This window comes from Pseudoalteromonas sp. MMG022, from assembly GCF_021654245.1.
Lineage (GTDB): Bacteria > Pseudomonadota > Gammaproteobacteria > Enterobacterales > Alteromonadaceae > Pseudoalteromonas > Pseudoalteromonas amylolytica.
The window spans coordinates 1-23,389 of the sequence record NZ_JAKFZQ010000014.1 but is presented as its reverse complement, the minus strand read 5'-3'; the positions used below and the strand labels follow the sequence as shown (position 1 = coordinate 23,389).

Sequence of the window (23,389 nt, the reverse complement as noted above, 5' to 3'; positions counted from 1 at the left end):
CAAGGTTAAAACATAAATAGCGTTTAAATGTGTTATAACGTTGACACTTACGGTTATGGTTCTGATCTTTTTAAGGAGCGAATGTGACATTTAGCGTAGATTTTAAAGTGCGAGATTACGAATGTGACTTGCAGGGGATAGTAAACAACGGTGTGTACTTTAATTATTTAGAACATGCAAGGCATGAGTTTCTGCTCTCTAAGGGGGTTGATTTTGCGCTTTTAGCTGAGCAAAAAATTAATCTGGTGGTGATCCGCTGTGAGATGAATTTTAAAGATTCACTCAAGCCCGCAGATGAGTTTTATGTACAAGTGAGTGTGCATAGAGAAAGTAAGTTGAAATTTGCATTTGTACAAAAAGTCATTAGAAAGTCTGACGATAAACTGATGCTGGACGCTGTTGTTACTGGCACGTCGGTTAATGAGCGTGGTCGTCCGTTCCTAACAGAGGAAATTGAACGCCTGTTTTCATAACGTTTTGCGTCACAATAGGAATTTTTAGCGTATTTTACGCTATTTTTTGCCGCTATTTGCGATTACAAGTGTATAATTGCGTTAGTTCATTTTTTAATGGTTTAACATGAAAACCCTTACACTTTTATTCGCAACTAGCGCGTTTTTATTTGGCTGCACATCAACAGGGAAAGTGAACACTACGCAGCTTAAACATACTCAGTGGCAGCTCAGTCATATTGCTGGGAAAGCTGTAAAATCCAGTCCGGTTTCTCTTACTTTTATCGAAGCGATGCAAGTGAATGGTAACGGTGGCTGTAATCGTTTTTTTGGTGAAGGCCAACTCAATGACAGCATATTGAAAGTGAACCATATCGGTATGACTCGTAAGCTTTGTGATGAACCAACCAATAAAATGGAGCGCACCTTACTGAAAATGTTGGGAAAAGGAGTACCGATTTTATTGCAAGATAATACGCTGATCCTTAAAGGCCAACCGGAACTACGTTTTCAAGTTGCAGGCTAGCGTCTTCTTAAGTACACTCATTGTCAATTCGTTACTTGTCGGAGTGCCCCTTGGGCTGAGATCGCATTTTGCGGGATCCGTGAACCTGATCAGGTTAAAACCTGCGTAGGGAACAAGCTGCCAGTATTACAACTTACTGTTGTAGGCCGCCAAAATCTCATAAGTTGGAGATTTTGATCATCTGAGGGCAACCTCATCTCGCTCCTTTGAAAGGAGATCTGACAAGACACCTTAAATAACAATGAGGCAAGTCATGTCAAACAATAGTAGCAAACCATCTCGCCGCGAAACTCGTGCGGCAGCATCTGAATTTATATATAACCTTACAGGGCAACCTTTTCCAAGTTCGCACAAAGTGTATGTTGAGGGTACACAGTCGGGAGTTCGCGTGGGCATGCGTGAAATCACCCTATCAGATAGTTTTGTCGGCGGTAGTGAAGACAACCCTGTGTATGAAAAAAATGACCCAGTGAGGGTCTATGATACATCCGGACCTTATACTGATCCTGATTTTAAAATTGATGTGCGTCAGGGGCTACCTAAGTTTCGCAAAGAGTGGATCGATGCGCGAGATGACACCGAGTGGTTAGATTCAGTCACCTCAAAGTTCTCTCAGCAGCGTATGGCGGATGAGGGGTTAGATCATATTCGTTTCGAGCACCTACCAAAAATCCGCCGCGCCAAAGCGGGGAAAAACGTCACTCAGATGCATTATGCGCGTCAGGGGATTGTTACCCCAGAGATGGAGTACGTCGCTATTCGTGAAAATATGGGGCGGGCCAAAATCAAAGCAGAGCTACTAGCACAGCAGCATAAGGGTCAGTCATTTGGTGCTTCGATCCCAGAATTCATCACGCCTGAATTTGTGCGAGATGAAATAGCCCGAGGGCGTGCAATCTTACCTAATAATATTAATCACCCAGAGTCAGAGCCTATGATTGTGGGACGCAACTTTTTGGTGAAGGTTAATGCAAACATAGGTAATTCATCGGTCACATCTTCTATCGAAGAAGAAGTGGAAAAGATGGTTTGGTCTACTCGTTGGGGAGCAGATACGGTCATGGACCTTTCCACAGGGCGCTATATTCACGAAACTCGTGAATGGGTAGTGCGTAACTCCCCTGTACCCATTGGGACTGTGCCAATCTACCAAGCGCTTGAGAAAGTAAATGGCGTAGCAGAGGATTTAACTTGGGAGATCTTCCGCGACACATTGATTGAGCAAGCCGAGCAGGGTGTTGATTACTTTACGATTCATGCAGGTGTGCTATTGCGTTATGTACCCATGACGGCAAAGCGTGTCACAGGTATCGTCTCGCGTGGTGGTTCTATCATGGCCAAATGGTGTTTAGCACACCACAAAGAAAACTTTCTTTACACACACTTTGAAGATATCTGTGAAATCATGAAGCAGTATGACGTATGCTTCTCTTTGGGTGACGGTTTACGTCCAGGCTCTATCGCTGATGCGAATGATGAAGCACAGTTCTCTGAGCTACGCACCTTAGGTGAGTTGACAAAGCTTGCTTGGAAGCATGATGTACAAGTGTTTATCGAGGGCCCAGGTCACGTACCAATGCACATGATTGAGCAAAATATGAAAGAGCAATTAGAGCACTGTCATGAAGCACCATTCTACACTTTAGGGCCGCTAACAACAGATATTGCTCCAGGCTATGATCACTTTACCTCTGGGATTGGTGCTGCGCAAATCGCTTGGTATGGCTGTGCGATGTTGTGTTATGTGACGCCCAAAGAGCATTTAGGCTTACCGAACAAAGAAGACGTTAAAGAGGGCTTGATCACCTATAAAATAGCAGCGCATGCCGCTGATCTGGCGAAAGGTCACCCCGGTGCACAAATTCGTGATAATGCGTTATCCAAAGCGCGTTTTGAGTTCCGTTGGCACGATCAGTTTAATCTTGGTTTGGACCCTGTTAGAGCGCGAGAATACCACGATGAAACCTTGCCGCAAGAATCTGGGAAAGTCGCTCATTTCTGTTCTATGTGTGGCCCTAAGTTCTGTTCAATGAAAATTACTCAAGAAGTACGAGACTATGCCAAAGACTTGGAAGCAAAGGGCATTGATCCTAACAATGTCGGTGAGGCTATCGAGGTAAAAATGCTGGATGTTGAAGCCGAAATGCAAGCCAAATCAGATGAATTTAAGCGTTCGGGATCTGAGTTATATCACAAAGCGATTTAACATGGTGAGCTTGGGTAAGCTTTGCTTACCCATAGACGTTAATAGCGACACCACTGAATGTGGTGTGTGTTATAAATCATCTATAAACGAGGCGTTTCCATGAAAGAATATCGTGTTGCAATATTGGGGTTTGGCCTAGTTGGCAAAGTGGCAGCAATGATGTTGCATAAACATCACCAGCTGAGCATCTTTGAAGCTGCATGTGATGCAAGTCAAAATGGTGCTGGTGCGCTGGCGGCTGCTATGTTGGCGCCAATGGCAGAGTCGGTCAACTGCGAAGTCGATATCGCTGAACTTGGACTTGAAGCAATGGCCATGTGGCCAGAACTGCTGGCACAGTTACCCACCAACGTCATGTTTCAACAAGCAGGTACTTTGGTGATTGCCCATAACCAAGATATGGGAGACTTGCAAAGTTTTATGCAGCGGCTAAAGCCTATACGAGGGCACCATGCTCAGCGAGTGCTCGGCGCAGATATTGCTAAATTGGAGCCAGATCTAGCAGGGCGATTCCATCAAGGCGTGTATTTACCCAGCGAAGGGCAGTTGGATAACCTCGCTTTTTATCAACAAAGCTATGCTTTCTTGCGGCAACAAGGCGTGCAATTTCACTTCTCACAAAAAGTGGAATTGCATCCCCAGAGCCACAAATCTGGTATTGAGATGGTAAACGGTGAAGCGTTCGATTGGATTATTGATTGTCGAGGAATTGGGGCTAAAGAACAGTGTGATGGTTTAAGAGGGGTGCGAGGGGAAGTGGCTAGAATATATGCACCTGAGGTGCAGTTACAAAGGCCCGTGAGGCTAATGCATCCTCGTTACCCTATTTATATAGCTCCAAAGCCAAACAATGAGTTTGTGATTGGTGCAACCGAAATAGAATCACAAGATAGTGGGCCCGCAACAGTACGCTCAACGCTCGAGTTATTATCGGCAGCATACACGGTGCATAGTGGCTTTGCCGAAGGCCGAGTGATGGCTATTAATGCTGGGTTGCGCCCAGCCTTTGGAGATAATCGCCCTCGTAGCTCAATCAAGGGCAATGTAATATCCATTAATGGCTTGTATCGTCATGGCTATTTATTGGCTCCCGCTGTGGTGCGCCAAGCGCTTACTAAGGAATTACTATGAAAATAACTTTTAATGGTCAACTAACTGAAACCAGCAGCCAAGACTTGCAAGCATTGGTGACTGAAATGGGCGCAAAAGAGCCTTTTGCTGTGGCACTCAATGGCACATTTGTGCCGCGAACTCAGTGCTCATCAACACACCTTACTGATGGCGATAGCATAGAGTTGTTGTCACCTATTCAAGGTGGATAAGTGATGCGTGAAGAGAAGCCACTTAACATCTATGGGCAAACATTTGAGAGTCGTTTACTGATAGGCTCTGCGTTGTATCCTTCCCCACACATAATGCAAGAGGCAATTTGTGCATCACAGTCACAAATCGTAACGGTATCACTGCGTCGTCAAAACTCGGTGTCAGCCGGTGAAGACTTTTGGCAATTGATAAAAGACACAGGGCTAACGGTGCTGCCCAACACAGCAGGCTGTCATAGTGTCAAAGAAGCGGTAACGCTGGCGAAGATGTGCAAAGAGGTCTTTGCGACAGACTGGATTAAACTGGAACTGATTGGCGATGAGTACAATTTACAGCCAGACCCAGTCGCACTGTTAGAAGCCACAGAAATATTGCTACAGGATGGTTTCAAGGTACTGCCTTACTGTACCGATGACCTAGTATTATGTCAGCGCCTAGCGGCACTTGGCTGTGAAGTATTAATGCCATGGGGTGCGCCAATTGGCACGGGTAAAGGGTTATTAAACCCATATAACTTAGCTATGATCCGTCAGCGGATGCCGGATACCACGTTGATTGTTGATGCTGGGTTAGGTGTGCCATCGCATGCCTGTCAAGCGCTCGAAATGGGGTATGATGCGGTATTGCTCAACTCGGCAATCGCGGGAGCAGGTTGTCCAGTAAAAATGGCCAGTGCATTTAATCATGCAGTGCAAGCGGGACGAGCGGCATACATCGCACAGGCAATGCCTGAAAAAGATGTGGCTGCACCGTCAACGCCAACGATGGGAATGCCGTTCTGGCATCAAAATTAATCATTCAATAGGGGTCTGAAGTGGCAGATGTAGTTTGGAGTATTGCGGGGTCAGACTCAGGTGGCGGGGCTGGTATTCAGGCGGATATCAAAGCGATGCATAGCTTTGGCATACATGGCTGTACTGTTATTACCGCACTTACCGCACAAAATAGCTTGGGAGTTGAGGCACTAAACTCAACTTCAACTGAAGTCATAGAATCTCAGCTTCAAGCATTGGCAATCGATATGCCTGCGCGTGTTATAAAAATAGGCATGCTTGCGAATGTGCAGCAAATTCAGCTGGTGGCGGAGCACCTCAGTCACTACAAAGCAAAATGGGTTGAACCACCATTGGTAGTATATGACCCAGTAGCCATTGCCAGTAGTGGTGATAGGTTAACTGAAGAAGACACCATCGACGCGCTAAAAACATATTTACTGCCTTTGGTTGACGTGATCACGCCCAACACACAAGAGACCCAGTTGCTCACCGGGGTTTATTTAATTGGCCCAGATGCAGTGCGTGAAGCTGCGCAGAAGTTGCAGCAACTGGGTGTACAATCGGTGGTGATAAAAGGGGGGCATTGGGACTATCCAAAGGGGTATTGTGTGGATTATTGTGCCTCACAAGGGCAAGAGTATTGGCTTGGTAACGAAGCGATTAATACGCCTCACACTCATGGTACCGGGTGTAGTTTATCATCCGCCATCGCAGCTTGTTTGGCCAAAGGCTACCCGTTAAAAGATGCCTTTATTCTTGGTAAAGCCTATGTCAACAAAGGGTTATCTTATGCACAACGCTTTGGAGAGGGGATTGGGCCTTTGGCGCATACAGGCTTCCCAGAGAACATCAATGATTACCCACAAGTTATCGAAGCGGGTAGTTGGCTTGCAGATGAGCTTGATTTTGAACAGCCAATCCCCTTCAACTTTGCCGCAGGATTTGCAGACACAGGTGGCGAACTTGGGCTATATGCTGTTGTTGATAGTGTTGATTGGGTTGAAAAATGCTTATCTGCAGGGGTTCCAACGGTGCAGCTGAGAGTAAAGAATGCGGATCCTGAAACACTTGAAGCGGATATTCAAACAGCCGTCACATTAGGCAATAAATATCAGGGGCGGGTATTTATTAATGATTACTGGCAACTGGCGATAAAGCATGGTGCTTATGGTGTTCACCTTGGACAAGAAGACCTGAGTGAGGCTAATTTGCAAGCCATTCAGGAAGCAGGATTAAGGCTCGGTGTTTCAACCCATGGTTTTTATGAAATGCTCAGAGCACATAATTATCGACCCAGTTATCTCGCTTTTGGGGCGATTTACCCCACCACTACCAAAGACATGACAGGGCAGATACAAGGCCTTGAGAAGCTATCGCATTTTGTGCCTTTAATGGCTGAGCATTATCCGACTGTCGCGATCGGTGGTATTGACTTATCTGTTGCTCCTGAAGTTGTGAAAACGGGCGTAGGCAGTATTGCCGTCGTGAGAGCCATTACGGAGTCAAATGATCACGCCAGTGCGATTGAACAGCTTCAAGCCTATTTAGGGAACCGTTAGACAATGACGTTAAGTGAAAAAGAGCGGCTGAGGTATAGCCGTCATTTGCTGCTCAAAGAAGTTGGTGAGCAAGGACAGATAAAATTAAAGGCTGCTCATGTTGCCGTCATTGGCTGCGGTGGCTTGGGTAGCCCCGCGCTTTTCTATTTAGCTGCAAGTGGCGTTGGGCAACTCACTTTTGTTGATGATGACCAGGTCGAGCTATCTAATTTACAAAGGCAGATTTTGTATAAAGTCAACCACCTTGGTCAGCAAAAAACGCAAGCGGCTGGCAAAGTACTCGCGAGCCTTAACAATGAAATTAGCCTTGCGCCAATTAATGTCGCATTGACAGAAGACAATGTGGCCGATTTACTCAGTGAGGCTGATGTTGTGCTAGATTGCAGCGATAACTTTAAGACGCGTTATATGCTAAATTCGTATTGCTTGACTGCTAATAAGGTACTGATCTCAGGAGCAGCCATTGCAACACAGGGGCAGTTGATGTGCTTTGATTTTAGAGGACATTCTCCTTGCTATGCTTGTGTCTTTCCTAAACACACACACGCACCGATGGAAAACTGTGATAACTTTGGCGTATTAAGTCCATTATTAGGCGTGATAGGCTCGCAACAAGCTTTATTGGCTGTTAATGTGATATTGGGTCATCAAAGAGGCTGTTATTTTGCGCGCATAGATGCACGGACCTTGACTCATCAACCTTGGCAATTAGCGAAGGATGTTCAGTGTACTGAGTGCAGACATTAGTATTTTTTTAAAAAAGCTGTGTATGGTCTACCTTCCGTAGCCATACCTTTAGAATGGACACGATACCTGAAAGCCATTCTTTAAATCTTCCAATTTACCAGTTGCACAGTCAGCTTTGTACACAAGAGTAGAGCAGTGTATCTGCAGGTTCTACAAATACACTGCTAACCATCCCTCTTCCTTAATAATTTTTAAGCTATTGATTTATATTCTCAAAGCTTTGTTTCAAATTGATTGAAATATGATTCGAGCGCAGTTTAAGGCAATCGTTCATAGGTAAAAAAGGATAGGTGTGAGTAAGCAGATATAGTATAAAAGTATAAAAATAAAAAAATTAATATATTTATATTAAACCGCATTTCTCAATAGTTTTTTCCAACCCCTCCTAAATATGATCTGAATTTTCTAGTGCAAAAGTTGCTAGGTAGTTAACAATCATTTGTTCGAAGCTTTGAGCTTAAATATTTGTTTGTAAAATTTAAATTATCAACTGGTTTACTTCGTGTTTTCGTGTGTTGATATTTTGTGTTTTGTTTGTTAGTTTCGTTTCGCTTTATGGTACTTGTTTTTAAACGCCATTGACCACTTTTGCGTTTTAAAGCTCAGCGATTGCACGTATTGTGAACATCGACTTCTCGCTTGATTATTGTTTTGAAGTTGAATTTTATATTACAGGAAAGTTAATTAAATGAGGTGGGTTTTAAATGAACACTAACAACGAAAATGCATTAAAGGATTTACCTGAGATGTTTCGGGAGGTTATGTACACGCACCAAGCTGAGTTGCAGTTGGTGGTTGCTGATAGAGCTTTGCCAACGGCAAAAGATGCTGCCGTTTATTGTCAGCTACCTGATAGTGCGGTGATAAAAACACTTTTATTGAAAACGTCATCTGGGACGTATGCAGCCGTAGTTATGAGAGGGTGCGATTCGATGGATCAAAAGAAGGTTCGAAAGCATTTAGGCGTTAAGAAGTTTCGTTTCCTCAACGGCGATGAAGTTTTGAATATTACTGAATTTGCGCCAGGCGGAGTACCACCTGTGGGTCTGCCTGAGCATTTGACGCTATGCGTTGATGAAAATGTTATGAAGGAAGAGTTTATTATTGGCGGTGGCGGAAAACCTGAGCTGTTGATTAAAACCTCTCCTTCAAAACTAGTCTCTATAACTGGAGCTCAAATATCTGAATTTTCAGAATAAAATAATATTTAAGGAATGATAATGAACTTAGAACAGATCGAACAATCAGTACGTAACTTTTTAATTGAAGACTTAATGAAGGACGAATTAGAAGGTGTGGCTTTAAATGCTGAGCTTGGCTTAGACAGCTTGGATACCACTGAACTACGTGTGTTCGTAGAAGAGAACTTTTCACTGGATCCATCAAAACTTATCGCAGAAAAGCTAGATACTTTAGAGCATATCGTGGGGCAAATAGCTGAGCATGTAAAGGGCTAAAGATGATCTCAAGCAAGTATAGCATGTTGTGGGATGCCGCGGCGTCGAAATCCCCTATTAGTTATGGCGAATTGGATGTCAATTTGCAGGAATGTCTTACATCCGGTGATGGTCTATTTGATCACTATGGCGGTCGAACTCCCTTCGTTTTCCTTGAAACAACAGGCATTGAAACGTTGGTTGTGGAGAAATCAGAACATTCTGATGAGTGTGTTGACGCTTACAATGTGATCAATTGTACTGGTGGCTATGGCGCAGGAGTATTGGGAGGTAACTTAAACTTTCTAAGTGAGCGTGTATCTGCAGCCTTAAACACTGCTCCGGTTATGAACGATGAGCACCATTCGATAGATCGGCTATCGCTGGTTAAGAAAATTAAGTCTTTAATTGGTGAGCATACGCAAACAAGTGCCAGTGATTGGGATGTATCATTTACGAGTACGGGTACAGAAGCTGTTGAGTTAGCTATGCAAATGAGCTTAATGACGGACTATCAGCTGGGCACGGATACAGACACAAGTGGCAAAGATGTTATTTTGGCCTGCCATGGTGCTTGGCATGGCTGGGCTACTGGCGCAAACCAATTGCTTGATCGAAAGCAGTTCACTGGAGGGATCCCTCGAGTAGCAGGTTATGAAGTCGTGTTTATGCATTATGGAGAGCTGTCTTCATTGCGTGACATGTTTGCACAGTATAAGGGCCGTATTCGTACCGTGATCGTGGAGGGTATTCTTGGCGATGGTGGTGTGATTGATGCATCTGAGCAATGGTGGTCGGAGCTAGAGCAGCTAGCACGTGATGAGTCAGCAGTGCTAATTGATGACGAGATACTAACAGGCTTCAGAACGGGAGCGACTTTGGCGTTACCACAGGGGCGAATTCCAGATTGTATCACTTTAGGTAAAGCGCTTGGCTTCGGTTTGTTCCCCCTATCGGCCGTGATTTGGAACAATAAAAAGTTAAACCTTCGCGCTGGAGTGGGTGTAAGAACATTTAATGCTCGTCCATTTCAGGCTCAAATTGTTGAACAAGCGTTGGATTTCATCGCAACTAATGACCTGAACAGCAATATTAAATTAATAGGCGATGCCTTGATCGAGCAACTTAAAGAAGTTCAAAAACAGTTCCCTACCATCATTCGTGATGTGCGAGGACGAGCTGGGTTAGTAGGTATCGAACTTGAACGAAAATATGCGAGAAAAGGAAGGCTTGTACGAGATGAGCTGATTCGTGCAGGTGTACTGTCAGAAGTTGAAAGTGGCATGATGATGACGAGTATTCCAAAAGAATACAGAATCCATGAAACCTTACGCATGACTCCTCCATTAGGAATGGACATACAGATGGTGCCTCGAATTGTTCAGGCATATGTTGACGTATGTAAAAAATTGGAGGGTGCAAATGCGTAAGCTATGTACCCGAAGATTAAATCACTACGAAACAGATGCTGATGGTGTATGTCATTTCTCAAACTATTTTAGACATACAGAAGAAGCGCTTTTCGAAGTTGTTGAGCCACAGATTTGGAGTAGCTTACAAGAGCAAAACCACACGCTCGCAATTGTGGGTGCGAATGCGACCTACATGAACTCACTGACGTTTCTTGAGCAATTTTCTGTATATTTGAAGACCTCGCAACTGCGTCGTACGCGCGCTATGTTGGAATTTTTAATTGCAGATGATACTGCCAAGACAGAGTATTGTTCGGTGTCTCTTACAGTGGTATGCATCGACAAATCAAACAATGAAGTTGTTAAATTACCAACTGAGCTGGTTGAAAAACTTCAAGAAATGACAAGGGATTAAAGTATGTCAGATTATAGTTTTGAATACATAGTGAAAGAGTTATCAGGCCATGGCAAAGGGCCAATTTCTCATACTGGTGTGAAGCAGTACTTACGCCATACTCACCCAATGCTGGGCTTAGACCAGGTGGCGGATCATGACTTTGAAAAAGGTTGGGTACACAGTTTAAGAGCAATTTCTTGTTCTATTCCTGCGTTTGAAGGCCACTTTCCTGATGCGGCTATTTATCCTGGAACTAACTTGGCGCAAGACACAATTCAAGTGGCAATCATGTTGTTCTTGGGAATGACTCGTCCGCTTATTCCTGATGGCTCAAATGAAGAAGTATCAGCTGTTGCTGATCTCTCTTTAACAATGGGACATCCTGTACCACCGGGTACGTTACTTGATGTTGCTCTTTGGGCAACTGGTAAAACAACGGATTCTCAAATGCCATTTGAGTTTGAGGTGAGGGTGAGAGACTTCCCTTACTATGATCAAGGGAATAAGTTTGGGGTAACTTTTGGCCCTGCACTTAAGGGTAGCGGCAAAATGATCCGTGTTAAAAAGAAAATTTATCATGGAATAGGTTTTTAATGCTATTGAGGTTGCTGTTTGTGCAGCAACCTTTCTTTATTCTTTAATTTAATCAAAAGTGCTATTCACATGAGTGACAATAAGGTTTATGTCGCGTTTGCGAACGTTTTAACTTGTCTTGGTGATGGGTTGGCGTTGCAAGAACGTTTATTTAAAGGAATGTGCGGTTTTTCTCCTGCGAGCACCTGTTTTCCTGAATCATTTCCTGATGAAAACACACCAATCGGTGTGATTAAAGATATTTCCGAGAGCGAATACAGAATACCCAGCATACTCAAAAAAATGTCTGCTACTGGGGTTATTCCCAGCTGGATAGGGCAGTGTGATCATATTTTTTCGGCAAGTAGCCTTGGTGATTTGAAAGGAAAAAATGCAGGTCGTCCCATCAATGATATCGAAGCGCATTTGTCGCAGATTGGATGTGAGAAAAATGTGGACTTGCTGGTGTCAAGTGCTTGTTCAAGTGGTACAGATGTGCTGGGTCAGGCATATGCAATGGTTAAAAGCGGTGCAGCAAACATAATTGCCGTGCTCGCAGTCGACTGCCTAGACCCTGCAAAATTAAGACAGCATTTAGCGCTTGGAACTCAATCTCCCGAGGGAGCAATGCCATTGGATACAAAACGCAATGGCACTACTTTTGGAGAAGGGGGAGCATGTGTTGTGGTAGCGAATTCACGTGGTCTGTCACAAATTGGTGAAACGTCTGATATCACTATACGAGGCTTTGGCATGAGTTGTGATGCGAGTGATATTACAGCGCCTGCTGAACACGGTCAGTTTTTGGCAAAAGCGATAAGCAAAGCGACGGCTTCAGTGGGCACACCTGATTTTATAAATTTGCATGGCAGTGGTACACCATTAAGTGATGCGGCTGAGGCTGCAGCTTTAACACTGGTATTTGCTGAGAGAGCGCACGATATTCCTGTAAATGGAACTAAAGGGGCTGTTGGGCACTTATTGGGGGCAGCAGGCCTGGCTGAAGCTGTGATTTCAATATGGGCTCTTAAGAATCAGATGCTTTTGGGAACAGTTGGCCATAGTGAGTTAGACCCATTAATTCCCCTCAATGTTATAGGTGCGGGTGCTTCGACCGAAACAACATTGCGCAGTGGCTTGTCTATTACTTGTGGGTTTGGTGGCGTCAATTCATGTATTGCGTTCGAGAGGGAGTGACAATGATGGAACAGTCGATTTCTAGCCGATTAAAAATCTCAATCGCGGATTGTAAACCACCGGCAAGACTTAAAGGTAAGGATGTTCGTTGTGATCCTCTGGCGAGTGCAAGTATACGGTGTGTTGAGCGGCTGTTGTCCGAGTCTAGTTTAATGCTACCGGAGACAACCAGCGTAGTTGTGATCACGAAGACAGGCTGCGTATCTCATATTAATAAAGTGGTTGAAGCAGCCCAACAAAGTCGCCCTAGACAGGGCTTTTTTTCGCGTGGTGGTCCACAAATGCTAGCCAATTATTGTTCAATTGCATTTGATCTACATGGCGCAAGTTATACCTACTTTATACAACAGAACCCTGATTCTAGAACTGTTGTAGAAAATATCGTTAATAGTTTAGTAACAGAAAAAATACTCGAACAAGTACTACTAATAGAAGCAGATTATGTTGGAGATGAGTTAGTCGTTGAAGCGATGTACTTAGATTCTTGTTTGCTTTAACTGGCAGAATTCACTTTTGGTTAGGGAGGAGTAATGCAAGCTAATTTTGATATACAAGCACTGCTTTCAAAAATTGAAGCATCAGACACTTTTAACATTGTAGATGACGAAGTAGCGTTGACTGGTAGAGACTTTTGTTTACTTGTTGCGCAAAAGTGTGATGAACTTTCTGCAATGGGGTTGGGAAACAACGATACGGTACTCGTACAGTTAAAAAACTCTGTGGAACACGTAGCAGCGCTTTGTGCTCTATGGAAAGTGGGGGTGTTTACTGCAATAGTAAAAAATGCTGTAAAAGCCAGTTATATAAACAAGCTCATAGAAAAGTTTCATTTTAACTTCTTCCTGTCTGAAAGCACAATGGTGAATGCCATTGGTAAGAACTCTAATGGTGAAGTCATTGATTCAAATCTTCAAGGCTTCGCAGGCATAAGGTTTAACGTAAACCATAATGCATTGTCTTCTCTAAAGCAGGTGGCAGACTTGGGAATTTTCTCCTCAGGTACGACTGGAGAGCCTAAACTGATTCTGCATAAATTGGACAGAGTATTGCGTAATAGCTGGCTGCATACCAAGTCGGTTGATATGCGTTGCTCAGACAGAGTGGCCATCGTACTGCCTATCTTCTACAGTTTCGGCTTGATAGCAAATTTATTTGGTGCAATTCAATCTCAGAGCACCATTGTTATGTGCAAAAACAGCAACCAGATCATGGGTAAGTTAGGAGAGTGGCTGCAAGAAAATGCTATCACCTTTGCTAGTGTGACACCGCACATTGTGAAACTACTCATCGCGCAACGACCTGCTCTTAACATACGCACCCTCACTATCGGAGGGGATGCGATAAACAAAGCGACTTTGTTAAGGGTGTTGAAGCTTTTTGATAAGACAGAAATCTATTGTACATATGGGCTCACAGAAGCTGGCCCTCGTGTTTCAACATACAAAGCTAACGCTCAACACCTTATTAATCTGACGAAAGTACCTTTGGGTGAGCCTCTAGATGGCGTGTCCTTGAGCTTAGCTAATGAGGTGGATGGTGTTGGCGAGTTAGTGATTGAAACTCCTACGAAGATGGTTGGAATAGCCGTTAACAATAGCATTGTTGAATTGCATCTCGACCACCGTTTGAATACAGGGGACTTCTTCTCTAGATTGAACGGCGGATTTGCGTTCAGTAGCCGCTCAAAGAACATTATTAAGCGCGCAGGGGAAAAGATTTACCCAAGTGAAATTGAAAATGTGATTAGTGAATTCACACAGTCGGAATACGTACGAGTAACGGCGCAGCAAGACCCTATTCTGGGGGAAGTGCCTGTTGCATATATAGAAGCGGCAACACCTTTTGAGGTCACTGAGTTAAAGAGATACATTCGTTCTCAGTTGCCTAGCAGCTGTATTCCCACAGAGTTTAACATAGTTGAGCGACTCCCTGAACCGTTGCTCGATAAATCATTGTAGTTGAAGGTAGTAGAAATGGAATTGATGAAAAATAAAGTTGGTTTGGTGATGGGTATTGCAAATAAAAACTCAATTGCCACCCATATTGCAAAGTTTTTAGAGGAGCAAGGTGCTGAAATAGCTGTGTCATATCAACCTATGGGAGGGGATGAAGACAAGTACCTTGCTCGTATCAAAAAAGGTAGTGGGCTTTCTCCTGAAGCTAGCTTTTACCCTTGTAACGTCGCGAATGACGAAGATATTGAAGCGTTATTTGAAAAACTAAAATCGCAATATGGAAAGATTGATTTTATTGTGCATTCTATTGCTTATGCCGATACGCAAGAATTAGCCTCTGGCGTGTCCAACATGTCCCGAAAAGGGTTCGCAGAAATGATGGATATTTCTGTGTACAGTCTATTGAAAGTTGCCAATCAAGCGAAGGACATTTTGGGCGGCGGTTCGTTGATCACATTATCCCATTTTGGGGCGCAAAGGGCTATGGCTGGGTTTAATGGGATGGGGATTGCTAAAGCGGCTCTTGAAGGCTCTGTTCGGTATTTGGCGCAGGATATAGGTGCACACAATATTCGAGTGAATGCAGTCAGTGCGGGTCCATTAAGAACATTATCTTCGTTCGGAATTGGCAACTTCGCCACCATGAAAGATGCTTACTCAAACCGTTGCCCACTCAACAATGAAATTAACCAAATAGATGTGGCTAAAAGTGTTGCATATCTGGCGTCTGATCTATCTTTGTGTACCACAGGAGAAATAATACACGTTGATAATGGCTACCACAGTGTTGGCCTTGAGCAAGTAGCACCAGATGCACAAGAGGAGAGTGCAGCATGAAACAAGCAATAGTAGTGATATATAGAGATTTTGGACCAGTTTATAGACTTAACTTAAAAGCAATGGCTAGAGCAGCAAGAGAACAAAATGCGACTGCGTTTGTAATCACACTTGATGGAACAGAAATCAGTGATATAGAAGCCGATGCGCACTTCAAAGTGTCTAACTTTAGTGACTTCTCATTGACACTGACTATTCTTGATGAGCTTGCAAAAGACTTTCAAATCAAAAGTGTTTTGCCTGCTTATGAAGAGGATGTGGGACTTGCATTGCAAGCAATGGAACACCTTGGTGTGCGAGAAAATATGCAAGCTCTTTCAGAGCTTGTGCGAAACAAAAATGTGATGCAAGCCAAAGCCAAGGAGATAGGCGTTCCGATTGCGCAAAGTTACATACCCAGCACTTTGTCGGTTGAAGAATTTAACCAAAGCGGTCTGCACTTTCCCGTGATAGTAAAACCCTATGATGGTATGGGCTCACGTTCGACATATAAAGTACACAACGAAACTGAACTACAAGATTTGGCATTATCCAATGAGATATTAAAGCAATATCGGGTTGAAGAGTTTATCGAAGGTGAACAGTTTCATGTGGATAGTGTAATCCAAAATGGTGAAGTTATTTTTAAATCCGTATCAGAATATTCCACTACGCCATTAAAGTCATTACAGGATCCTACGACACTTTTTGCGAGCCAAATTATATTTGACGAAAGTGTAGCGCACATAAAAGAGATGATAAGACTCAATGAGATCATCATCAGAGAGTTTGGCTTTGTTAATGGTGTTGCACATGTTGAATTCTTTTTAACACCGGACAAAAGAGTTTACTTTGGGGAGATAGGTGCGCGTTTGCCTGGCGTGTATGTATCTAATCTGATCAAAGAGGGGTATCAGATTAAAATGGCAGAAGAATGGGTACGTGCTGAACTGGTTGAGAAACATGTTGTACAGTACCAAGCGCGACCATACGTGGGGGCTGCATTATTAAAAAGTGTGTGTACAGGACGTATTGATGAACTTGGTGATGAACAAAAGATTATTGAAGATAAGCAAGTGCTTTATCATCAAATTTGGAAGCAAGTTGGTCAAGAGTTTGAAAAGGCTTCAATGTCTTGTGATGCTTTTGGATTTGTTGTTGTTAAGTGTGATTCACATGAAGAGGTTTTTCCTAAGCTGCAACAGATCAATCTACGTTATCAATCAGAGTCGAAATTTAGCAATGGAAATTAGGAGAGCAGGATGCGACATATAATTATATTTAATCGCTTGCCTAAGGCGATTGCTGACTTTGGGCAGTGGTTAAATGATGACACTTTGCAATGCCACTATTTAATGTGTAGCAAGGTAGCGGATCAGTTTTCAGAATTAGAACCTTATGCATTCGACAGTTATGATGACGATGGAATTGTTGCTAAAGCCTATGAGTTGTGTAAGCTTTATCCTGTTGATTCAATTGTAACCACTTCTGAGTTTGATGTACTACGCTGTGCACAGCTTAGAGAGTATTTTGACATACCGGGTCAAAAGGCAACCAATGCGCTTGCCTTTAGAGATAAAGTTTTGATGAAAGAGACCGCTGCTAAATGTGGAGTTAATGTGCCCACTTTCACGAAAGCTAAGAATGTCATTGACGTTCTTAGCTTTGTTCAGAGTAATGCCTACCCAGTGGTAGTGAAGCCCGCAGATGGAGCTGGTTCAAGTGGTGTGCATGTAATAAGGAATGATGAGCAGCTTCAGCACTTTCTGGACAACAATAAATCTGCTGGCTTAGATATTGAAACATTCGTCGATGGGCATTTATATCATGTAGATGGTATTTCTATTAATGGAAAAGTCGAAATAATATGGCCTAGCTCTTATTTGGCTGGCGACGCGCTGAGTTTTGCTAACGGTGAGCATGTTGGCAGCTACTTGCTCGAAAAAGACAACCCGCTGACAGAGCCATTAATTACTTTCACGAAAGAAGTGATTAATGCGCTTAGGCTACCTGATAACGGGGCGTTTCATTGCGAGGTATTTGTAACAAAAGAGAATGAGCTGGTGCTGTGTGAAATTGGTTGTCGATTGGCGGGGGGGAGGATCGTTTCAGCCCTTAACCACGCATTCAATGTGAATTTGTATGAGCTTTGGGTCAAGGCTCAAGCGGGCATTGTTCAACAACTAGAAATCGCTAGTATCCCGACTAGAATGTCGGGAATGATCTTATATCAACCTCAAAGTGCCACCTACCAAGGTCTTAAAAATAAAAGTGACACTGCTTGGATGACGGAGCTTGAAATCGCAGTTAAAGAAGGAGAAAGCTACGGTGGTGCTAGTGTCAGTGTCGCGTGTGCAGCAAGTTTTGTCGTAGTTGGGCACTCAGAGACTGATGTAAAACAAGCTCTTCATAAGGGCATTGCTACACTTGAAGAGAATATGCAGTGGTGCTAGAGCACCACAACAACGAAAAGGAATTAAATGCATAATGGTGAAGAACTTTCTGATATTGCTATTGGTTGTCGCTGGTCTTGCGGCTGGCTATGTGATGAGTTTAGACAGCAATACGGTTGTGCTGGATAACGCTTATGTGAGTGGAAAAATCATAAAGATTAGAGCGCCTAAAGATGGCATTATCGAGACTGTGCTGATAGAACATGGGAGTACAGTTAATGAGCGAGACATTTTGTTCGCTTATGATAAACGTTCAGCGGAGCTTTCGGTCCAAAAAGCATCACAAGCTTTCCATCAAAGCATTAAAGATGAGTTACAAGCCTGCTTTGAAGAGAGCATAGCCAAAGAAAAGCTATCTAGTAGTGACCTTGTCAGTAGTTTTAAAAAGGACAGGTTGGAGCGAGGCAAAAAGTTAAGTAGTGCCAATTTGCTTGCAGAAGATACATTTGAGGACTTGTCTTTGGGGTATTCCGTTGCCATGAAAGAGAAAAGCATTGCTCAATTGGAATGGTCAGTGATGGGGTATGCAACGAATGAAGCTATACTGTCTCGGACGAAAGTGATGCAAGCTAAAAACACGCTTGAAGAAGAGTTGCACAACCAACGTTTACAGGAAGTTAGGTCGCCACGCACTGGCTACATATATACACTCAATATTTATGCTGGGCAGTACGTTGATGCTGGTGATTTAATTGCTGTATTAGTTGCAACGGATGATATTAGAGTTGAAGCTAATGTGCTTGAGACAAAAATTGCTTCGTTAAAGCCCGGTATGCGTGCCAAAGTATATTCCGATGTAAACCCGCAGCAAGTTTATAAGGGCGTTGTGCATTCTATTGTTCCTTCTACCGCAGCTTCTTTCTCACCTATTCCAAGAAATAATACCGACTCAAACTGGATCAAAGTGAGTCAACGTGTGCCCGTCATCGTAAGTTTATTAGATGAAGGTGCCAAGACGTTACCGATTGGCTCAAGCGCCAAAGTCGAGTTATTGCTTGATGAGCAATTAGATTCTGTAGAACAAAGAGCGCAAGTAAGGCATGGTTACCACAGCTTGCCAAACTGGCAAAAGCAGCCGGAAGACTATATTCAAAAAATTGTAGCTGCAGAGCAAGCTTCATTTACTAAATATGCGTCGAATGTGAACTGTCGATTGTAGATAATGATGCAAAACTACCTTAAGATATTTGCCGTCTATTTGGTCATATTCACCCAGATGCTGGATACATCTATTGCCAATTTAGCTTTAGTTAAAATAGCCCCGGATCTGGGTATCATGGTATATAACGCTGCGTGGATCATAACTGCATTTGGTGCTGGACTTGTCATTTCATTTCCTTTGACCAGTGCACTTAGTCGTTGTTATTGCAACGATTTACTCTTTGTTCTAGCCAGTGTTGTTGTGATCCTGTCTTCGCTTGGTTGCGGCTTTGCTTTTTCTGACGTTGACTTTATCATTTTCAGATTTTTGCAAGGCCTGTCATCAGGCTTCCTCATCGTATTAAGTCAATCTATTCTGTTTAAAATAATGGGTGAAGACAAGCGAGCTATGGCGGTCGCGCTATGGAGCAGTGCTATTTCATTGGCACCCATTGTCGGACCCGTGATCGGTGGTTTCGTTATACAATACTTCAGTTGGAGGTGGTTGTTTCTCATCAATTTTCCGCTGATGATCGTGTGTTTAATTTTTCTTGTCGATGAGCTAGAACCGAAGCTTAAGAAAAATGATGGTAGCAGTAAAGTTAACTATGCGGCATTAATAGCTTTTGCTGTTGCTATCGCTTCAATTCAGTATGTATTAGATTTTGGTGAGAAACTCAATTGGTTTAGCAATATTGGCATATTGCTTTGTACCGTCACATTTGTAGTTGGGATGATTCTTTTTTATTTCTTTAACAAGAGGAATGGGCTGGAAGTTTTTGATTTTGCTGTTTTTAAAGATGGCAACTTCAGCGCGGCTATGGCAGTAATGGTGGTTGGGAACGGCTTAATTTTTGCGTCTTTGATCGTGTTACCTATCTGGTTACAAATGAATTATAAAATGCCAGCGATGAATGCGGGTATTGTTGTTGCTATTGGTAGTGCGGTTGCGGGGTTGTTAAGTCCATTTGTTGGTAAATATGTACGCAAAGAGTGGTATTTTTTCACGGCATTGGTCAGTTTGATTTTAACGGGTATATCATTTTTCATGATGAGCCAATACACCTTGGATGCCACATTTTCACAACTCGCCTCAGCAAGAGTAGTGGCAGGCTTAGGGATAGTGTTGTTTGCTACGCCCCTAACAGCAATGTCATTATTGTCGATTACAAGTGATAAAGTTATCAATGCAAACTCTATTTCTATGTGCTTGAGAATTACATCTTCTAATGTTTTTATTGCCTTAGGTTTTATTCAGTTGCAATCACAGCAGCATTACACTTACGAGTCTTTACTTAGCAATATACAAAGACCATTCATAGATGCTCACTTTGACCATGCATTTGAGTATGGTAGTTATTTATCTGACCTTGTTGCTACGTTGGCAATGTCGAATATATTTCGCAGCTCAGGAGTAACTTTTTTCATACTTGTCGTGGTTTTGCTTCTAACACGGTATTATCTCAATAGTACACGTAAGGTATCTGAAAAAGAGGTTGTAGAAAAAGCGTAAAGCCCGTATTAGGATTTTACGCTAAATAAGGTGTGCCGAACTAGCCGTGGCTAAGTGTCGCAAATGGAGTGCCCATGCGAGTGACTGTTTCTGGTTGCTCGCTGTCTAGGAATTCAGCTTGATTAGCACCCCAGGCCAAAATCACTGTTGAACCAAGTTTGAAGCGTCCCATCTCTTCGCCTTTTTTCAAAGTAACCGCGTTACTTCCTGATGTTGGGTAATCCCAACTAAATACATCTTTTCCTGCTGGTGGCGTCACTGTACCAGCCCAAATAGTTTCGATGCTTGCTACTATAGTTGCGCCAACTAAGACCATCGCAAGCGGGCCTAGTTCGGTATCAAAAATGGCAACTACACGCTCATTGCGGGCAAATAAGTTTGGTACATTTTGTGCGGTTAGTGGATTAACTGAAAATAGGTCGCCAGGCACATAGATCATGCGTTTTAGCGTGCCATCGACTGGCATATGTATGCGATGATAGTCTTTTGGTGCCAAGTAAATAGTTGCGAACTTACCACCGCTAAATGGCAAGAAATCTTCCTCTTTACCGCCTAGCAAGGCTTGTAAACTATAATCGTGACCTTTAGCCTGAATTATTTGCCCATCTACCACATCGCCAAGTTGGCTTATTGCGCCATCTACTGGATGTGCAATTGTGTTTGAGTCTGTCGCCAATGGACGAATACCAGGCTTTAAAGGGCGAGTGAAAAACTCGTTGAAAGTTTTGTAATGTGCAGGGTCTTCGTGAAGCGCCTCGCTCATATCAATTTTGTATTGCTTGATAAATAACTTAATCAATTGCGTGGTAAGGGCGCCTGCCTCTGCGGCAGCTAACTTCCCAACCAGACGAGATAGCGCGTGCTTTGGTAGCGCGTACTGCATAGCAATTTTCAATTTATCCAAGTTCACGTTGTTATTTCCTACAAAAATTTTGCTGATAGTAGCACAGATTTAAACACGAGGGGCACGGGCTCCCGCTCGCCCATCGGCCATAGATTCTAAAATACGATGATAGCTTTCAAAGCGCAATTCACTTATTTTCCCGTCGTTTACAGCCTCCACTAATAGGCAGCCGGGATCGTTTAAATGCTTGCAGTCACGAAAGCGGCATCCGCCTATGAATTCTCTAAACTCCTTAAAGCACCAAGTAACGCGTTCAACGTCTAAGTGCCACAGACCAAATTCTCGGATCCCTGGAGAGTCAATTAGGTTACCTCCGCTCGGTAGGTGATGCAGGCGAGAAACCGTTGTTGTGTGCTGCCCTAAGCCGCTGTTTTCTGAAACTTCTTGGGTCAAAATATCGGCATTAGGTAGCACCGTATTTACCAAGGTCGACTTACCAACGCCGGATTGACCAACGAAAATATTATTTTTACCGACTAATTTGTGCTTCAGCGCTTCAATGCCTTCGCCGGTCTTATTACTGACCAAAAGTACCTGATAACCAAGCTCTCGATAGATGTCTAAAACCTCATCGATATACTGACGGCTCTCCTCATCTAATAAGTCGACCTTATTAAGCAGCAAAATTGGTTCAATGCCCATGTCTTCACATGCTACAAGGTATCTATCGATAATGTGAGGAGTAAACTCAGGTAGTACTGCAGAGACCATTAAGATTTGATCTATATTGGCTGCAACCACTTTCACACCGTCATAAAAATCAGGACGAGTTAGCTGAGAACGCCTTTCCTCGGTGGTTTCAATTACGCCTGCTAAGTCACCTTCACTGACCTTAGCCCGGCGGAAGAATACCTCATCTCCACATACCAAACTTGTTACAGTGCGCCTAATGTTACATCGTAGAATTTCACCGCGAGATGTCTCAATATCAGCATGTTGACCAAAGCGACTGATCACCACTGCATGTTCACTAGGCCCTAAATTATCCGCTTGCCAAGTGGTTTCAGTCGTGTCCGTCTTTTGCTGTTTTGCTTTATGCAAACGCTTTTGATGATTAGCACTAATCCGTCTGGATTGGCCTTTACTAAGTTTTTTATGTTTTGCCATGTTACTTTTGATCTGCCGCTCGGAAATAGGTAAATTTGTCTAAATTCACCTATTCCTGTACTGTTTGTTTTGTGGGCTGCATGTAATTGGTCTATAACTCAATTAAATGCCCCGCTTTTTAAAAAAAAGCTTTTGGTCCGTTGGTGAAGCTAATATGATATATCTAATTGCATTGGATCTAAAGGAAAGTACCGCTAAGGTAGTCTATGTCGTTTAATGAATCTAATTTGATCTGGCTTGACCTCGAAATGACGGGGCTTGAACCCAAGACAGACAAAATCCTCGAAATTGCCACAGTAATTACAGACTGTGATTTGAATATATTGGCTGAAGGCCCAGTTATTGCTATACACCAAAGTAATGAGTTACTTGATGGCATGGATGAGTGGTGCACAAACCAACATGGCCGCTCAGGGCTTACCGCTCGTTGTAAAGCAAGTAAGTTCACAGAAGCTGACGCGATTAAACAAACCTTAGACTTCTTAAAAGGTTGGGTTCCTCCTGCTAAGTCGCCAATGTGTGGCAACTCCATTGGTCAAGACCGTCGTTTTTTAAACAAGTATATGCCAGAGCTTGAAGCCTACTTCCATTATCGTAATTTAGATGTCAGCACCGTCAAGGAGCTTGCACGTCGATGGAAGCCTGAATTGCTCGATGAGGTGAAAAAGAAAAGTTCACACCTCGCTTTGGACGATATCAAAGATTCCATTATGGAATTGAAAATCTACCAAGAAAAATTTTTCAATATTTAAAAAAGTGCTTGCAAAGCATTTTTTATGTTGTAGAATCCTGCCCCGCTTAAGACGTGAAGCCTAAGCGGGCTTTTTACATCTTTAAGTTAAAAAAGATTTAGAATGCGGCACTAGCTCAGCTGCTAGATTGTTAGACGCGACCTCT

General features: G+C 43.1%; 24 protein-coding genes and 1 riboswitch. Of the genes, 22 read left to right on the top strand and 2 right to left on the bottom strand.

What is annotated here, in order from left to right; all coding sequences use genetic code 11:
• Positions 1 to 83 precede the first annotated feature (83 nt).
• From L1070_RS13440 to L1070_RS13340, 21 genes are all read left to right on the top strand, one after another.
• On the top strand, positions 84 to 473 hold the full coding sequence (locus L1070_RS13440; protein WP_237125907.1) for a thioesterase family protein: 390 nt from the start codon (positions 84 to 86) through the stop codon (positions 471 to 473).
• A gap of 106 nt (positions 474 to 579) precedes the next feature.
• Positions 580 to 978, top strand: coding sequence for an META domain-containing protein (locus L1070_RS13435; RefSeq protein WP_070986379.1), 399 nt, complete (start codon positions 580 to 582; stop codon positions 976 to 978).
• Between the two features lie 29 nt (positions 979 to 1,007).
• A riboswitch (TPP riboswitch) is annotated at positions 1,008 to 1,107 on the top strand.
• A 124-nt stretch (positions 1,108 to 1,231) separates the two neighbouring features.
• Complete coding sequence (gene thiC / locus L1070_RS13430) at positions 1,232 to 3,184, top strand: phosphomethylpyrimidine synthase ThiC (protein WP_237125906.1); 1,953 nt, start codon at positions 1,232 to 1,234, stop codon at positions 3,182 to 3,184.
• Between the two features lie 99 nt (positions 3,185 to 3,283).
• Positions 3,284 to 4,315, top strand: coding sequence for an FAD-dependent oxidoreductase (locus L1070_RS13425; protein WP_237125905.1), 1,032 nt, complete (start codon positions 3,284 to 3,286; stop codon positions 4,313 to 4,315).
• Positions 4,312 to 4,506 (top strand): sulfur carrier protein ThiS, encoded by a 195-nt coding sequence (thiS, locus tag L1070_RS13420; RefSeq protein WP_070986376.1) that lies wholly within the window; start codon positions 4,312 to 4,314, stop codon positions 4,504 to 4,506. Before L1070_RS13425 ends, thiS begins: the two co-directional genes overlap by 4 nt.
• A gap of 3 nt (positions 4,507 to 4,509) precedes the next feature.
• Positions 4,510 to 5,301 (top strand): thiazole synthase, encoded by a 792-nt coding sequence (locus L1070_RS13415; RefSeq protein WP_070986494.1) that lies wholly within the window; start codon positions 4,510 to 4,512, stop codon positions 5,299 to 5,301.
• Between the two features lie 20 nt (positions 5,302 to 5,321).
• Complete coding sequence (gene thiE, locus L1070_RS13410) at positions 5,322 to 6,842, top strand: thiamine phosphate synthase (RefSeq protein ID WP_237125904.1); 1,521 nt, start codon at positions 5,322 to 5,324, stop codon at positions 6,840 to 6,842.
• Positions 6,843 to 6,845: 3 nt separating this feature from the next.
• A complete protein-coding gene (locus L1070_RS13405) occupies positions 6,846 to 7,589 on the top strand; it encodes a HesA/MoeB/ThiF family protein (protein ID WP_237125903.1) in 744 nt (247 codons plus the stop codon).
• A gap of 704 nt (positions 7,590 to 8,293) precedes the next feature.
• Positions 8,294 to 8,788: a YbaK/EbsC family protein gene (locus L1070_RS13400; protein ID WP_070986373.1), complete on the top strand. Its 495-nt coding sequence runs from the start codon at positions 8,294 to 8,296 to the stop codon at positions 8,786 to 8,788.
• A gap of 21 nt (positions 8,789 to 8,809) precedes the next feature.
• A complete protein-coding gene (locus L1070_RS13395; protein WP_070986372.1) occupies positions 8,810 to 9,046 on the top strand; it encodes an acyl carrier protein in 237 nt (78 codons plus the stop codon).
• A gap of 2 nt (positions 9,047 to 9,048) precedes the next feature.
• A complete protein-coding gene (locus tag L1070_RS13390; protein WP_070986371.1) occupies positions 9,049 to 10,455 on the top strand; it encodes an aminotransferase class III-fold pyridoxal phosphate-dependent enzyme in 1,407 nt (468 codons plus the stop codon).
• The gene (locus L1070_RS13385) at positions 10,448 to 10,852 is read left to right on the top strand and encodes a thioesterase family protein (protein WP_070986370.1); all 405 of its coding nucleotides are present in this window, start codon (positions 10,448 to 10,450) and stop codon (positions 10,850 to 10,852) included. The genes L1070_RS13390 and L1070_RS13385 overlap by 8 nt, the downstream gene beginning before the upstream one ends.
• Positions 10,853 to 10,855: 3 nt before the next feature.
• Positions 10,856 to 11,428, top strand: a complete 573-nt coding sequence (locus L1070_RS13380; RefSeq protein ID WP_070986369.1) for a hypothetical protein — start codon at positions 10,856 to 10,858, stop codon at positions 11,426 to 11,428.
• 69 nt (positions 11,429 to 11,497) lie between these two features.
• Entirely contained in the window at positions 11,498 to 12,604 is a 1,107-nt protein-coding gene (locus tag L1070_RS13375) for a beta-ketoacyl synthase N-terminal-like domain-containing protein (protein WP_237125902.1), read from the top strand.
• A gap of 2 nt (positions 12,605 to 12,606) precedes the next feature.
• Positions 12,607 to 13,101 (top strand): hypothetical protein, encoded by a 495-nt coding sequence (locus tag L1070_RS13370; protein ID WP_237125901.1) that lies wholly within the window; start codon positions 12,607 to 12,609, stop codon positions 13,099 to 13,101.
• A 33-nt stretch (positions 13,102 to 13,134) separates the two neighbouring features.
• Positions 13,135 to 14,562: a class I adenylate-forming enzyme family protein gene (locus tag L1070_RS13365; RefSeq protein WP_237125900.1), complete on the top strand. Its 1,428-nt coding sequence runs from the start codon at positions 13,135 to 13,137 to the stop codon at positions 14,560 to 14,562.
• A 15-nt stretch (positions 14,563 to 14,577) separates the two neighbouring features.
• Positions 14,578 to 15,396 (top strand): SDR family oxidoreductase, encoded by an 819-nt coding sequence (locus L1070_RS13360; RefSeq protein ID WP_070986365.1) that lies wholly within the window; start codon positions 14,578 to 14,580, stop codon positions 15,394 to 15,396.
• Positions 15,393 to 16,628, top strand: a complete 1,236-nt coding sequence (locus L1070_RS13355; RefSeq protein ID WP_237125899.1) for an ATP-grasp domain-containing protein — start codon at positions 15,393 to 15,395, stop codon at positions 16,626 to 16,628. The genes L1070_RS13360 and L1070_RS13355 overlap by 4 nt, the downstream gene beginning before the upstream one ends.
• A gap of 9 nt (positions 16,629 to 16,637) precedes the next feature.
• Positions 16,638 to 17,828: an ATP-grasp domain-containing protein gene (locus L1070_RS13350; RefSeq protein WP_237125898.1), complete on the top strand. Its 1,191-nt coding sequence runs from the start codon at positions 16,638 to 16,640 to the stop codon at positions 17,826 to 17,828.
• 34 nt (positions 17,829 to 17,862) lie between these two features.
• Positions 17,863 to 18,987, top strand: a complete 1,125-nt coding sequence (locus L1070_RS13345) for an HlyD family efflux transporter periplasmic adaptor subunit (RefSeq protein WP_070986362.1) — start codon at positions 17,863 to 17,865, stop codon at positions 18,985 to 18,987.
• 3 nt (positions 18,988 to 18,990) lie between these two features.
• On the top strand, positions 18,991 to 20,481 hold the full coding sequence (locus L1070_RS13340) for a DHA2 family efflux MFS transporter permease subunit (RefSeq protein ID WP_237125897.1): 1,491 nt from the start codon (positions 18,991 to 18,993) through the stop codon (positions 20,479 to 20,481).
• A 40-nt stretch (positions 20,482 to 20,521) separates the two neighbouring features.
• Here the strand turns inward: L1070_RS13340 and asd are convergent, their stop codons facing one another.
• Both asd and rsgA read right to left on the bottom strand, forming a co-directional pair.
• Positions 20,522 to 21,391: an archaetidylserine decarboxylase gene (gene asd, locus L1070_RS13335; RefSeq protein ID WP_070986360.1), complete on the bottom strand. Its 870-nt coding sequence runs from the start codon at positions 21,389 to 21,391 to the stop codon at positions 20,522 to 20,524.
• 42 nt (positions 21,392 to 21,433) lie between these two features.
• Positions 21,434 to 22,492 carry a small ribosomal subunit biogenesis GTPase RsgA gene (gene rsgA, locus L1070_RS13330; protein WP_237125896.1) on the bottom strand — a complete coding sequence of 353 codons (1,059 nt, stop codon included), beginning with the start codon at positions 22,490 to 22,492 and terminating at the stop codon, positions 21,434 to 21,436.
• 206 nt (positions 22,493 to 22,698) lie between these two features.
• On the opposite strand from rsgA, the gene orn reads away from it, so the two are divergent.
• Positions 22,699 to 23,244, top strand: a complete 546-nt coding sequence (orn, locus tag L1070_RS13325; RefSeq protein ID WP_237125895.1) for an oligoribonuclease — start codon at positions 22,699 to 22,701, stop codon at positions 23,242 to 23,244.
• The last annotated feature ends 145 nt before the right edge of the window (positions 23,245 to 23,389 follow it).

Excerpts from the sequence above, each read along its gene's own strand:
- L1070_RS13435 (WP_070986379.1), top strand. The coding sequence starts at position 580 with ATGAAAACCCTTACACTTTTATTCGCAACTAGCGCGTTTTTATTTGGC.
- thiC (WP_237125906.1), top strand. The coding sequence starts at position 1,232 with ATGTCAAACAATAGTAGCAAACCATCTCGCCGCGAAACTCGTGCGGCA.
- L1070_RS13425 (WP_237125905.1), top strand. The coding sequence starts at position 3,284 with ATGAAAGAATATCGTGTTGCAATATTGGGGTTTGGCCTAGTTGGCAAA.
- thiS (WP_070986376.1), top strand. The coding sequence starts at position 4,312 with ATGAAAATAACTTTTAATGGTCAACTAACTGAAACCAGCAGCCAAGAC.
- L1070_RS13415 (WP_070986494.1), top strand. The coding sequence starts at position 4,510 with ATGCGTGAAGAGAAGCCACTTAACATCTATGGGCAAACATTTGAGAGT.
- L1070_RS13405 (WP_237125903.1), top strand. The coding sequence starts at position 6,846 with ATGACGTTAAGTGAAAAAGAGCGGCTGAGGTATAGCCGTCATTTGCTG.
- L1070_RS13400 (WP_070986373.1), top strand. The coding sequence starts at position 8,294 with ATGAACACTAACAACGAAAATGCATTAAAGGATTTACCTGAGATGTTT.
- L1070_RS13395 (WP_070986372.1), top strand. The coding sequence starts at position 8,810 with ATGAACTTAGAACAGATCGAACAATCAGTACGTAACTTTTTAATTGAA.
- L1070_RS13390 (WP_070986371.1), top strand. The coding sequence starts at position 9,049 with ATGATCTCAAGCAAGTATAGCATGTTGTGGGATGCCGCGGCGTCGAAA.
- L1070_RS13385 (WP_070986370.1), top strand. The coding sequence starts at position 10,448 with ATGCGTAAGCTATGTACCCGAAGATTAAATCACTACGAAACAGATGCT.
- L1070_RS13380 (WP_070986369.1), top strand. The coding sequence starts at position 10,856 with ATGTCAGATTATAGTTTTGAATACATAGTGAAAGAGTTATCAGGCCAT.
- L1070_RS13375 (WP_237125902.1), top strand. The coding sequence starts at position 11,498 with ATGAGTGACAATAAGGTTTATGTCGCGTTTGCGAACGTTTTAACTTGT.
- L1070_RS13370 (WP_237125901.1), top strand. The coding sequence starts at position 12,607 with ATGATGGAACAGTCGATTTCTAGCCGATTAAAAATCTCAATCGCGGAT.
- L1070_RS13365 (WP_237125900.1), top strand. The coding sequence starts at position 13,135 with ATGCAAGCTAATTTTGATATACAAGCACTGCTTTCAAAAATTGAAGCA.
- L1070_RS13360 (WP_070986365.1), top strand. The coding sequence starts at position 14,578 with ATGGAATTGATGAAAAATAAAGTTGGTTTGGTGATGGGTATTGCAAAT.
- L1070_RS13355 (WP_237125899.1), top strand. The coding sequence starts at position 15,393 with ATGAAACAAGCAATAGTAGTGATATATAGAGATTTTGGACCAGTTTAT.
- L1070_RS13350 (WP_237125898.1), top strand. The coding sequence starts at position 16,638 with ATGCGACATATAATTATATTTAATCGCTTGCCTAAGGCGATTGCTGAC.
- L1070_RS13345 (WP_070986362.1), top strand. The coding sequence starts at position 17,863 with ATGGTGAAGAACTTTCTGATATTGCTATTGGTTGTCGCTGGTCTTGCG.
- L1070_RS13340 (WP_237125897.1), top strand. The coding sequence starts at position 18,991 with ATGATGCAAAACTACCTTAAGATATTTGCCGTCTATTTGGTCATATTC.
- rsgA (WP_237125896.1), bottom strand. The coding sequence starts at position 22,492 with ATGGCAAAACATAAAAAACTTAGTAAAGGCCAATCCAGACGGATTAGT.
- orn (WP_237125895.1), top strand. The coding sequence starts at position 22,699 with ATGTCGTTTAATGAATCTAATTTGATCTGGCTTGACCTCGAAATGACG.